This is a genomic window from Microbulbifer sp. ABF4_148 (assembly GCF_056158985.1).
Genome location: NZ_JBSWUI010000001.1, coordinates 619731 through 631952 on the forward strand (window position 1 = coordinate 619731; position 12222 = coordinate 631952).

At 59.3% G+C, this 12222-nt stretch carries 12 protein-coding genes; 11 read left to right on the forward strand and 1 reads right to left on the reverse strand.

The window, feature by feature from the left end; genetic code table 11:
• Positions 1–67 precede the first annotated feature (67 nt).
• The 7 genes from atpE to ACXAD0_RS02670 all read left to right on the forward strand — a co-directional run bounded on the left by atpE (position 68) and on the right by ACXAD0_RS02670 (position 5900).
• Complete coding sequence (atpE, locus tag ACXAD0_RS02640; RefSeq protein ID WP_020413895.1) at positions 68–313, forward strand: F0F1 ATP synthase subunit C; 246 nt, start codon at positions 68–70, stop codon at positions 311–313.
• Positions 314–383: 70 nt separating this feature from the next.
• Positions 384–854, forward strand: a complete 471-nt coding sequence (locus ACXAD0_RS02645; protein ID WP_475086791.1) for a F0F1 ATP synthase subunit B — start codon at positions 384–386, stop codon at positions 852–854.
• 11 nt (positions 855–865) lie between these two features.
• Complete coding sequence (locus tag ACXAD0_RS02650) at positions 866–1402, forward strand: F0F1 ATP synthase subunit delta (protein ID WP_475086792.1); 537 nt, start codon at positions 866–868, stop codon at positions 1400–1402.
• Positions 1403–1463: 61 nt separating this feature from the next.
• The gene (gene atpA / locus ACXAD0_RS02655; RefSeq protein WP_475086793.1) at positions 1464–3008 is read left to right on the forward strand and encodes a F0F1 ATP synthase subunit alpha; all 1545 of its coding nucleotides are present in this window, start codon (positions 1464–1466) and stop codon (positions 3006–3008) included.
• Positions 3009–3070: 62 nt separating this feature from the next.
• Positions 3071–3931: a F0F1 ATP synthase subunit gamma gene (gene atpG / locus ACXAD0_RS02660; protein ID WP_475086794.1), complete on the forward strand. Its 861-nt coding sequence runs from the start codon at positions 3071–3073 to the stop codon at positions 3929–3931.
• A 72-nt stretch (positions 3932–4003) separates the two neighbouring features.
• Positions 4004–5401 carry a F0F1 ATP synthase subunit beta gene (gene atpD / locus ACXAD0_RS02665; RefSeq protein ID WP_475086795.1) on the forward strand — a complete coding sequence of 466 codons (1398 nt, stop codon included), beginning with the start codon at positions 4004–4006 and terminating at the stop codon, positions 5399–5401.
• Between the two features lie 79 nt (positions 5402–5480).
• Positions 5481–5900: a F0F1 ATP synthase subunit epsilon gene (locus ACXAD0_RS02670; RefSeq protein ID WP_475086796.1), complete on the forward strand. Its 420-nt coding sequence runs from the start codon at positions 5481–5483 to the stop codon at positions 5898–5900.
• A gap of 148 nt (positions 5901–6048) precedes the next feature.
• Here the strand turns inward: ACXAD0_RS02670 and ACXAD0_RS02675 are convergent, their stop codons facing one another.
• Positions 6049–7146, reverse strand: a complete 1098-nt coding sequence (locus tag ACXAD0_RS02675) for a class I SAM-dependent methyltransferase (protein WP_475086797.1) — start codon at positions 7144–7146, stop codon at positions 6049–6051.
• Positions 7147–7466: 320 nt separating this feature from the next.
• On the opposite strand from ACXAD0_RS02675, the gene glmU reads away from it, so the two are divergent.
• The 4 genes from glmU (at position 7467) to ACXAD0_RS02695 (ending at position 12213) form a co-directional block, all read left to right on the forward strand.
• Positions 7467–8828 carry a bifunctional UDP-N-acetylglucosamine diphosphorylase/glucosamine-1-phosphate N-acetyltransferase GlmU gene (glmU, locus tag ACXAD0_RS02680; protein WP_475086798.1) on the forward strand — a complete coding sequence of 454 codons (1362 nt, stop codon included), beginning with the start codon at positions 7467–7469 and terminating at the stop codon, positions 8826–8828.
• 132 nt (positions 8829–8960) lie between these two features.
• Entirely contained in the window at positions 8961–10076 is a 1116-nt protein-coding gene (gene pdhA, locus ACXAD0_RS02685; RefSeq protein WP_475086799.1) for a pyruvate dehydrogenase (acetyl-transferring) E1 component subunit alpha, read from the forward strand.
• Positions 10076–11059, forward strand: a complete 984-nt coding sequence (locus tag ACXAD0_RS02690; RefSeq protein WP_475086800.1) for an alpha-ketoacid dehydrogenase subunit beta — start codon at positions 10076–10078, stop codon at positions 11057–11059. The genes pdhA and ACXAD0_RS02690 overlap by 1 nt, the downstream gene beginning before the upstream one ends.
• Complete coding sequence (locus ACXAD0_RS02695) at positions 11056–12213, forward strand: dihydrolipoamide acetyltransferase family protein (protein ID WP_475086801.1); 1158 nt, start codon at positions 11056–11058, stop codon at positions 12211–12213. The genes ACXAD0_RS02690 and ACXAD0_RS02695 overlap by 4 nt, the downstream gene beginning before the upstream one ends.
• Positions 12214–12222: the final 9 nt, after the last annotated feature.

Genomic DNA, 12222 nt, shown 5'->3' on the forward strand with positions numbered 1-12222 from the left:
TCGCGCGCAAAGACGACGATTAACCCTTTAATTTACTTTTCAACAACTCTTGATTTTGGAGAAAACAATGGAAGCACTTGGTCTGGTTTACATCGCGAGCGCACTTCTGATCGGCCTGGGCGCACTGGGTACTGCAATCGGCTTCGGCACCCTGGGTGGCAAGCTGCTGGAAGGTTCTGCTCGTCAGCCGGAACAGGCTCCTGCCCTGCAGGGTAAAATGTTCCTGATGGCCGGTCTGCTCGACGCCGTTCCGATGATCGGTGTTGGTATCGCCATGTACCTGATCTTCGCCGTTGCGCCCGGTTTGGTTTGATTACATCGTTCCAATTGCCCTTTAACCACCTGTTCTTATTAGTTAAGAGCAAAGAGCAAGAGGTGTCGGTGTGAATATCAACCTGACTCTAATTGGCCAGTCCATTACGTTTCTGGCTTTCGTATGGTTCTGCTGGAAATTTGTATGGCCCGCTCTGATCGGTGTCATGCAGGAACGCGAGCAGAAGATTGCTACCGGTCTCGAAGAGGCCGAGCGTGCAGGCAAAGACCTTGAACTGGCACAGCGCAAAGCCGCTGACCAGCTGAAGGAAGCCAAAGAGCAGGCTGCGGAAATCATCGATGGCGCGAACAAGCGCGCCAACCAAATTATCGATGAAGCCAAGCAGTCCGCCCACGCGGAAGGCGATCGTCTGAAGGCGGCAGCCAAAGCGGAGATCGAACAGGAAGTGAATCGTGCTAAAGAACAGCTGCGCAGCCGTGTTGCGGCGCTGTCTGTTGCCGGTGCGGAGAAGATCCTGTCCGTGAATATCGACGCTAAGGCCCACGAGGACCTGATCGATCAACTGGCAGCCGAGCTGTAAGCGAGGAACCCATGGCGGAACTCAGCACACTGGCCCGGCCCTACGCCAAAGCGGCATTTGCCTACGCCCAGCAAGCCTCTGACCTCGCAGGTTGGAGCAAGGCGTTGGCAACCGCGGCCGCGGTCAGCCTTAGCGAAAAAGTTGGTGAGCTGCTGGATAACCCGCAGCTGACCAGCGACGAGCGCGCGGACCAATTCCTAGCGATCTGTGAAGGCGACCTCAGCATCGCGGGCAAGAACTTTATCCGGTTGTTGGCGGAAAACCACCGCCTGCGCCTGCTGCCCGAAATTTTCGAACTGTTTGAAGAACTGAAGGCTGATGCCGAATCCACTCTCGAAGTTGAAGTGGTTTCTGCCAAAGCGCTTTCAGATGCCCAGGCTCAGAAACTGACCCAGGCACTCAGCAAGAAATTCGAGCGCGAAGTTCACCTGCACAGCAGCGTCGATGAAAGCCTGCTCGGCGGTGCGGTTATCCGTGCCGGCGATACAGTGATCGATGGCACCGTGCGCGGCCGCTTGGCAAAACTCGCCGAGGCGATGAACTCCTAAATAACATTCCCAGGCAGCCACCTAACTGTGATGAGGCGCCCGGGAACTTGAGGAACAGAGCATGCAGCAACTGAATCCCTCTGAGATCAGTGAAATTATCAAGAGCCGCATCGACAGTCTCGATGTGGACACCCAGGCCCAGAATGAGGGCACCATTGTCTCCGTATCGGACGGTATTATCCGCATCCACGGCCTTGCCGACGTGATGTATGGTGAAATGATCGAGTTCGACGGCGGCGTTTACGGTATGGCGCTGAACCTGGAGCGCGATTCTGTTGGTGCCATCGTACTGGGTGACTACAAGTCCCTGGCAGAAGGCCAGAAGTGTCGTTGTACCGGCCGCATCCTCGAGGCCCCGGTTGGCCCCGAGCTGCTCGGTCGCGTAGTAGACGCACTGGGCAACCCGATTGATGGTAAAGGCCCGCTGGGCACTTCCCTGACAGACGCGGTTGAAAAGGTTGCACCGGGCGTTATTGATCGCCAGTCCGTAGACCAGCCGGTACAGACCGGTCTGAAGTCTATCGACACCATGGTGCCGATCGGCCGCGGCCAGCGTGAGCTGATCATTGGTGACCGCCAGATCGGTAAGACCGCTGTTGCGATCGACGCCATCATCAACCAGAAAGGCACCGGCATTAAGTGTGTCTACGTTGCGATTGGCCAGAAGCAGTCTTCTATTGCCAACGTTGTACGCAAGCTGGAAGAGCACGGCGCAATGGATCACACCATTGTGGTTGCTGCTGGCGCTGCCGACCCGGCCGCTATGCAGTTCCTGGCTCCGTACGTCGGTTGCACCATGGGTGAGTACTTCCGCGATCGCGGTGAAGACGCCCTGATTATTTATGATGACCTCACCAAGCAGGCGTGGGCTTACCGCCAGATCTCCCTGCTGCTGAAGCGCCCGCCGGGCCGTGAAGCCTACCCGGGTGACGTTTTCTACTTGCACTCCCGCCTGCTGGAGCGCGCTTCCCGTGTGAACGCCAACTACGTTGAGAAGTTCACCAACGGTGAAGTAAAAGGCCAGACTGGCTCCCTGACCGCACTGCCGATCATTGAGACCCAGGCCGGTGACGTATCTGCGTTCGTACCGACCAACGTAATTTCTATTACCGATGGTCAGATCTTCCTGGAAACCGACCTGTTTAACGCAGGCGTGCGTCCGGCAATCAACCCGGGTATCTCCGTATCCCGTGTAGGTGGTGCCGCGCAGACCAAGGTGATCAAGAAGCTGTCCGGTGGTATTCGTACCGCTCTGGCTCAGTACCGCGAACTTGCGGCGTTCTCCCAGTTCGCTTCCGACCTGGACGAAGCCACCAAGGCCCAGCTGGACCACGGTGAGCGCGTTACCGAGCTGATGAAGCAGAAGCAGTACTCTCCGCTGTCTATCGCGGACATGGCTGTCTCTGTTTACGCTGCCGACAAGGGTTACCTGAACGACGTAGAAGTAGCCAAGGTACTGGACTTCGAAGCTGCCCTGCTCGCTTACATGAACAGCGAACACGCAGAGCTGATGGCGAAGGTGAACAGCACTGGCGACTACAACAGCGAAATCGATGCTGCCTTCAAGGCCGCTATCGAGAAGTTTGTCGCTACCGGTAGCTGGTAATTCAGGACTAACGGCGCCGTGGCTCCCTCGCGGGAATCCGGCGCCCTGGCAGGGTAACAACTATGGCAGGCGGAAAAGAAGTACGCACAAAAATTGCCAGCATCAAGAGCACGCAGAAAATTACCTCCGCGATGGAAATGGTTGCGGCGAGTAAGATGCGTAAAGCTCAGGATCGCATGGCACTGGGGCGTCCCTACGCCCAGCGCATTCGCGCGGTGATCGGCCACGTCGCCAACGCCTCTGCGGAATACCAGCACATTTACCTGCAGGAGCGCGAAGCGCAGCGTGTGGGTTACATCCTGGTATCCACAGATCGCGGCCTGTGTGGTGGTCTGAACGTCAACCTGTTCAAGGCAGCCATTCGAGATATGCAGGCATGGTCTGAAAAAGGTGTGGATGTCGAGATCTGCGCGGTAGGCAACAAGGCGGCCGGTTTCTTCAACGCCATCGGCGGCAAGGTTGTCGCTGCCGTGCGCGACCTGGGCGACCAGCCCCAGGCGAACCAGCTGATTGGCTCCGTCAAGGTAATGATGGACCGCTTCGCTTCTGGCGATATCGATCGCCTGTTCCTGGTGTCCAACGAGTTCGTGAACACCATGACGCAGAAGCCACGCGTTGATCAGCTACTGCCGCTGCCCAAGGACGACGACGATCAGCTCAAGCACGACTGGGATTACCTGTACGAGCCTGAGCCGGTAGAACTGCTGGATGGACTGCTCGAGCGGTACATCGAGTCGCAGGTTTACCAGGCCGTTGTTGAGAATAAAGCCTGTGAGCAGGCTGCGCGCATGATTGCAATGAAGAGCGCCACCGATAATGCCGGTGACCTGATTGATTCATTGCAGCTGGTATACAACAAGGCGCGCCAGGCGGCGATTACCCAGGAGCTGTCCGAAATTGTGGGCGGTGCCGCAGCGGTCTGACGCCCCGAAGTTTGGGCGAGTGGTTTGCAGGCAAGCACGCGGCAGAAAGAATTTTGATTTGAGGATCCGGAAATGAGTAACGGGCAAATTGTGCAAGTTATCGGCGCGGTCATCGACGTGGAATTCCCACGTGACTCCGTACCGAAGGTATACGACGCACTCGTGGTTGAGGGTAAAGACCTCACCATGGAAGTGCAGCAGCAGCTGGGTGACGGCGTAGTACGCGCCATCGCCATGGGTTCTTCCGAGGGTATTTCCCGCGGTCTGCCGGTTGTAAACACCGGCGCGCCGGTTTCTGTACCGGTTGGTACCGAGACCCTGGGACGTATCATGGACGTACTGGGCAACCCGATCGACGAATGTGGCCCCATCGGTGAGAAAGAGCGCGCCTCTATCCACCGCGCGGCACCTTCCTACGAAGAGCAGTCCAGCTCTACCGACCTGCTGGAAACCGGCATCAAGGTAATCGACCTGGTTTGCCCGTTCGCCAAGGGTGGTAAGGTTGGCCTGTTCGGTGGTGCCGGTGTAGGTAAAACCGTAAACATGATGGAGCTGATCAACAACATCGCCACCGAGCACAGCGGTCTGTCCGTGTTCGCGGGTGTTGGTGAGCGTACTCGTGAAGGTAACGACTTCTACTTCGAGATGCAGGAAGCGGGCGTTGTAAACGTCGAAAACTTCTCTGACTCCAAGGTAGCGATGGTTTACGGCCAGATGAATGAGCCGCCCGGTAACCGTCTGCGTGTTGCCCTGACCGGCCTGACCATGGCCGAGAAGTTCCGTGACGAAGGTCGTGACGTACTGCTGTTCGTCGACAACATCTACCGTTACACCCTGGCCGGTACTGAAGTATCTGCACTGCTCGGCCGTATGCCGTCTGCGGTAGGTTACCAGCCGACTCTGGCGGAAGAGATGGGCGTTCTGCAGGAGCGTATTACTTCTACCAAGACAGGTTCTATTACCTCTATCCAGGCGGTATACGTACCGGCGGATGACTTGACTGACCCGTCTCCGGCAACCACCTTTGCCCACCTGGACTCCACTGTAGTACTGAGCCGTGACATCGCCGCCAAGGGTATCTACCCGGCTGTTGACCCGCTCGACTCCACCTCCCGCCAGCTCGACCCGCTGGTTATCGGTCAGGAGCACTACGAAGTAGCCCGTGGCGTGCAGTCCGTACTGCAGCGCTACAAGGAGCTGAAGGACATCATCGCGATCCTGGGTATGGACGAACTGTCCGAGGAAGATAAGCAGATCGTAGCGCGCGCGCGTAAGATCGAGCGCTTCCTGTCCCAGCCTTTCCACGTTGCGGAAGTATTTACCGGTGCACCGGGCAAATACGTTTCCCTGAAAGAAACCATCCGTGGTTTCCAGGGCATCCTCAACGGCGACTACGACGATATGCCTGAGCAAGCGTTCTACATGGTTGGCACCATCGACGAAGCTGTCGAGAAAGCCAATAAGGCCTAGTAAGCGCGACTGGCACCGCACCGGAAGTGATTCTGGTGCGCGCCGGTACTGGCAAACACCAGAGAACGAGGTAGCCTAGATGGCTATGACTGTACACTGCGACATTGTAAGTGCTGAAGAATCCCTCTTCTCCGGACTGGTTGAGATGGTGATCGTAAACGGTGTGGAAGGGGAACTTGGTCTTTCCTATGGCCACGCCCAGCTGCTGACCAAGCTAAAGCCTGGTCCAGTGCGCATCATCAAGGCCGACGGCGAAGAAGAAGTTCTTTACGTCAGCGGCGGTTACGCCGAAGTGCAGCCGAGCATGGTAACCATCCTCGCCGATATCGCCGAGCGCGAAATTGACGAGGAAGCGGCGCAAAAAGCCCGCGAGGAAGCCGAGCACGCCCTGCACCAGGCGCCGTCCGAGATCGACTACGCGCGCATTTCTGCGCAACTGGCCGAAGCTGAAGCGCGTCTGCGTACCCTGCAGGCGATCCGCAAGGCGGCTGGCAAGTAACAGCTCGCCCTTCAGCGATCGAGAAAAGCAGCTTCGGCTGCTTTTTTTGTGTCTGTTAATTCCAACCTGTCAGCGCTGTATGACAATTCAGGATCTTCCTGAAAGCCCCGCCCTACAGCGCTTCCGCATTAGCAAAAGAGCCCAGGCGCTAACGTTTTGCCTCGATAATCAGGTTGGCCATTGAACGGGTGGCGACGCGGACCTGACTGAATCCGGCACTTTCCAACACCTGCGACAGCCGCGCCGGCCCAGCCTGGGCGCCGAGCGCAAGTCCCACTTCCTGCGACTTGGAACAAGGCGTACAGAGGAACGTAGAGGCCGCGTAATACAGTGCGCTGAGCGGATTGATATTGTCTTCCAGCCGGTCTTCCGCGAGTGGCTCGACCAGCAGGATTCTGCCTTCTGGCTTGAGGTGTCCGTAAGCGGCGGTCGCCGCGCCAACCGGATCTCCCATATCGTGCAAACAATCGAAATAGCAGATCAAGTCAAACTCACCTGCTGGTAGATCGCGCGCCGGCGCCACCGAGAACGACACCCGGTCGGCCACGCCCGCTTCACGCGCCGCAGTTTCTGCAGCGGCGATCGAATCGGCATGGTAATCGACACCGACAAAACGTGAATTGGGGAATGCCCTGGCGAGAACAATGGTCGATGCACCGTGACCACAACCCACATCGAGCACGTCGGCCCCCTGCTGCAACTGCTCGGTTAAGCCGGGTAATTGCTTGAGCCAGTCATCTACCAGAAACGTCCGGTAGCCGGGTCGGAAAAATCGTTCGGTGCCATTGAACAGGCACTGGTGATGTTCGTGCCAGCCGAAGCCGGCGCCAGACTTGAACACCCCAGCAATATCGTCCGCAGAGTGGTACATCGTGCGCACCACTGAGCTGGCGGCTGCCATAAAGGCCGGTGAGGCCTCTTCGGCGAGTACCGCTGCGCGTTCCGGTGGCAGCGCAAATTCCTCTGTTGCGGGGTCGTAATCGAGATAACCAATAGCGGCCAGTCCGCTTGCCCATTCCCGTACATATCTTGCATCGAGGCCCTGTGATTGCGCGAGTCGTGCGGCAGTTGTCGGGGCTGCGGCCAGCGCCTTGAAAAGGCCCAGTTGGTCGCCGACATACACCAGCGCATGTGCGCCGGCGGCCGCCAGATCGCCGATTACTCGCCCGGCAAACGCTTCGACCTTGGCCATGTCCAAATCGGGGCCCGATGTGGCTGCTCCGGTTTCTGGTGTGAGTGTTTCCATGAGGGATAACCTTTATTGAAGTTGTTAGGTATACCGCTACGAAGAAACCAGGAGCCTGCTGGGCTTCGATAACCCATGAGCATAGTTCAGTGGAAAAGAACTCCCGCGCCAATACCGAAAAATTGACGCGCATGTCACCGACACAGGCAGTTGGTCAGAAAGCGGAAACAAACCCCGCAGCGGGCTGTGGATAAATCTTCACGCCCAAACGATCTACTCTGCAGGAAACCGTCGCGCGCTTGAGTGCGCGTCTGTGAAGGGCCACAATGCCGCCCCTGACCGATTCCGGAATACCAAAAAGACGTGATTAAGGACCCAACATGACCATCGACGTCGTCATCCTCGCTGCGGGCAAAGGCACCCGTATGCGTTCCGACCTCCCCAAGGTGCTCCATCCGATTGGTGGGGTGCCGATGCTCGGGCGGGTTATCGACGCGGCCAAGCGCCTGGAAAATGCGGCGATTACGGTCGTCGTCGGTCATGGTGCAGAAACGGTGCGGGAACAATTTGCCGACAGCGGCGTCCAGTTTGTGGATCAGACCGAGCAACTCGGTACCGGCCATGCTGTGGCGCAGGCGATCCCAAATTTTCGTGCGGGCGCGACGGTGCTGGTCCTCTATGGTGATGTGCCGCTGGTAAAGACCGGCACCTTGCAGTCGCTGCTCAACGCTTCCGCGAATGCCGTTGCGTTGTTGTCTGTGGAGATGGCCAATCCCGCCGGCTACGGTCGCATCGTGCGCGACGATACCGGCAGCGTGCAGGCCATCGTCGAAGAGAAAGATGCCGATGCCGATACCCTGGCGATTCGCGAGGTGAACACCGGTATCCTGGCCGGCCCCGCCGACCGGTTCGCCACCTGGTTGCCTGAACTCTCCAATGACAACGCCCAGGGCGAGTATTACCTCACGGATTTGATTGCGCGTGCTGTCAGTGAAAACGTGCCGGTTACCGGCGTGCGCTGTTCAGATCCTGTCGAAGTGGCCGGGGTGAACAGTCGCGCGCAACAGGCGCAGCTGGAGCGGGCTCTGCAGCACAGCCGCGCACTCAGCTTGATGAATGAGGGCGTCACCCTGCTGGACCCGGCGCGCGTGGATGTTCGCGGGACGTTAACCTGCGGCACCGATGTTTCCATCGATATTAACTGTGTCTTTGAGGGCGAGGTTGAACTCGGTGATGGCGTTCACATCGGTCCCAATTGTGTGTTGAAAAACTGTCGCCTGGCATCGGGTACACGGGTTGAAGCCAATAGCCTGATCGAAGATGCGGTTGTCGGCGAAGCCTGCAATATCGGCCCGTATGCACGCCTGCGTCCCGGTACCGAACTATTGGATGGCGCCAAGGTAGGAAATTTCGTCGAAACCAAAAAGTCCCGGATTGGCCGCGGCAGCAAAGTGAACCATTTGTCCTATGTCGGCGATGCGGATGTCGGCGAAGGGGTCAATATCGGCGCTGGTACGATCACCTGTAACTACGACGGGGTGAACAAATTCAAAACGGAAATTGGTGATGGCGCATTTATTGGCTCCAACTCTTCGCTGGTTGCACCGGTCAAAGTGGGCAAAAAGGCCACAGTGGGCGCCGGCTCCACGGTGACGCGCGAAGTGGGTGATGAAGAGTTGGCCGTTGCCCGAGGCAAACAGCGCAACGTCTCTGGCTGGCAGCGACCCACCAAAAAGTCCTGACCTGGCCGCCAGGCGCCATCGAACGCCAGGCCCCGATCCTCGGGGCCCCGCCTTCTTTTCAGCCGGCTGCCATGACTGGCGGATAACACTTCTTCACTAAACTTTTGTATCGGGGCAAACAGGAAATACCCGATGCACAAACCACGTATGCACCTGGTGGCGTCTTTCGATATCGCCCATCTGCGATATCTGGATGAGCAGGGTGATCTCACCCAGACCCTGCCGGCATTCGCAACGCCGGATACCCTGCTGCATTTGTACCGGCAAATGCACCTCGCTCGTCAGGTGGATGATCGCGCAGTGAAGCTCCAGCGCACCGGCCAGCTGGGCACCTACCCTTCTTCACTGGGGCAGGAAGCCGTCGGAGTGGGCGTTGCCAGCGCAATCCCCACGACGGATGTCTATATCCCGTATTACCGCGAGACCGGCGCATTGCTCGAACGCGGCGTCGAGATTGGCGAAATCCTCGCGATCTGGGGCGGCGAGGAACGGGGGCAATGTTTCCGTCGCGTCGAACAAGACCTGCCACTGTGTATCCCGATTGCCACCCAGTTGCTGCACGCGGCTGGTGTCGCCTGCGCGCTGCAGTATCGACACCAGCAACTCGGTGCGCCGCCCAAAGTGGCGGTCACGTGCAGTGGCGAGGGCGCGTCATCCAAGGGGGATTTCTACGAGGCACTCAACCTCGCCGGCGTCTGGCGGCTGCCGTTGGTCGCCGTGGTCAACAACAATCAATGGGCTATCTCGGTACCACGCCAGTCACAGACACATGCGCAGACCATCGCGCAAAAGGCAATCGCCGCCGGAATCCCGTCGCTGCAACTGGATGGCAATGACGTGATCGCGGTCCGCGCGGCCGTGGGGGATGCGATTGAACGGGCGCGCGCCGGTGAGGGACCCATGTTGATTGAGGCGGTGACCTACCGCCTGTGTGACCACACGACCGCCGACGACGCGCATCGTTACCGCAGCCAGGAGGACCTGCAGCGGGCGGAAGCCGCGGAACCCCTGGTGCGCCTGCGCCGCTATCTGGAGTCCGTGGGATTGTGGGATGAGCATCGTCAGGCCGAGATGGAGCGAGAACAGGCCGAGTTGATGGAAAAAGCCCTACAGGCCTACCGGGCGCGTCAACCGGAACCGCCAACAGCGATGTTCGATCATTTGTATGACGTGTTGCCGGACGCACTGCTCGAACAGTACGCCGAGCTGCTGCGCATGGGCGAGCTCCCGGAACGGAGGGCACCGTGATGGCGGAGATCACACTGGTCGAAGCGGTCAATCAGGCGCTGGCCCACGCGCTGGCCCAGGATGATCAGGTCGTGCTATTTGGTCAGGATATTGGCGCGAACGGTGGCGTATTTCGGGCAACAGACGGCCTCCAGGCAAGATTCGGTGCGGCGCGGGTTCGGGATACACCGCTGGCGGAAAACATGATTGCCGGGATTGCCGTGGGAATGGCCGCACAGGGGCTGCGTCCTGTGGCAGAGTTCCAGTTTATGGGGTTTATCTACCCCGGGCTGGACCACATCCTCAGCCATGCGAGCCGCTTGCGCAATCGTACCCGTGGGCGCCTGTCATGCCCGGTGGTTTACCGGGCCCCGTACGGCGGTGGTATCCATGCCCCGGAACACCATTCGGAGAGTACCGAGGCAATATTCGCCCACATCCCGGGTTTGCGAGTCGTCGTGCCCTCCACGCCCGCCCGCGCCTACGGCTTGTTGCTCGCGGCAATTCGCGATCCCGACCCGGTGATTTTCCTCGAGCCCAAACGTATTTATCGCGCATGGCGTCAGGAGGTGCCGGATACCGGTACTGCGCTGCCGCTGGATCGCGCGTTTGTGGTGCGTGACGGTAGTGACGTAACCCTCGTGGCGTGGGGGGCGGCCCTGAAAGAGACACTGGAGGCGGCTGAGGCGCTGGCGCTGCGCGGGATCTCTGCTGCCGTGATCGATCCCGCCACACTCAAGCCCCTCGATACCAATACCATCATTGATTCTGTCGAGCAGACAGGCCGCTGTGTGGTTGTGCATGAGGCGGCGCGCTTTGGCGGCCTGGGCGCGGAGATCGCGGCGCAGCTGAATGAATATGCTTTCGATCTGCTGAAAGCGCCAGTCCAACGCGTGACCGGGTTTGATACGGTAATGCCTTACTATCGCCTCGAAAATCAGTATTTACCCGACGTTCGCCGCATAATCGCTGCTGTTGAGCAGGTTATGGAGTATCGCCGATGAAACTCTTTCACCTGCCGGATCTGGGCGAGGGCTTGCCCGACGCGGTCGTACGCGAGTGGCATGTAGCAGCCGGAGACACGGTGGCTACCGATGCAATCCTCGCGACCGTTGAGACCGCCAAGGCACTGGTGGATGTGCCTTCGCCCTGGGCGGGTACGGTGGAGAAACTGTTCGCCGATACCGGCCAGGCAGTCACCGTGGGGGAACCCTTAGTAGGATTCGTCGACCATGCCGCCGCTGGCGCTGACGAACCGGCGTCATCCAGTCCTGCCGATGCGGCTACTGTTGTCGGGCGGATTGCGACCGCCGAGGGCCGTCTCGCGGCAGAAACTGCAATTCACCCACCCGCGCGCCACCAAGCCACGCCGGCTGCGCGTGCACTCGCCCGTCGGCTGGGTATTGATCTGGCGAGCATCGCGACCCGACATCGACAAATCACCAGCGCAGAGGTCGAAGCGCATATCGCTACCGGTGTCACACCACCGAGCTCTGCCCCGGCATCGTCCCCGGCGGGCAGCCCCGCCGAATCATCCACGGACAATGGCACCCTGGCTCGCCGCGCCATGGCAGAAGCCATGGCAAACGCACGGGATCAGGTGATGCCCATGACCTTGCAGGACGCGGTCGATGTCTCTGCGTGGTGGGGCCGGGGCGACCCCACCATCCGCTTGTTGCGCGCGGTGGTGAGTGCGGCTTTGGCTGTCCCCGAAGTGAACGCCCACTTCGTCGATGGACGGCTAATTCCGGCGCATGGTGTGCATATCGGGCTCGCAGTGGATTCTCCCCGAGGGTTGTATGTCCCGGTCTTGCGGGACCTGGCGGCGTGCACGGATGCGGAACTGCGACAGCAGATCGAATCGTTCAAACAGCAGGCTGCGACGACCGGGTTGCGTCGTGAAGATTTGCTGGGTGCCACTCTGCTGGTCTCCAACTTTGGATCGTTGGGCGGGCGCTATGCCACTCCGGTGGTCGTGCCTCCGTGTGTTGCCATTGTGGGCGTGGGCCGAGCCTATCAGGCGGTTGTGCCCGGTAATGACGGACCAACAACAGCCCGCCTGTTGCCGCTCTCGGTCAGTGCTGACCATCGCGCGATTACCGGGGCGGAGTTGGCGCGGTTCCTGACCGCCATAAAAGAGGCCCTGCTGGCCGTTTAACGCGGCACA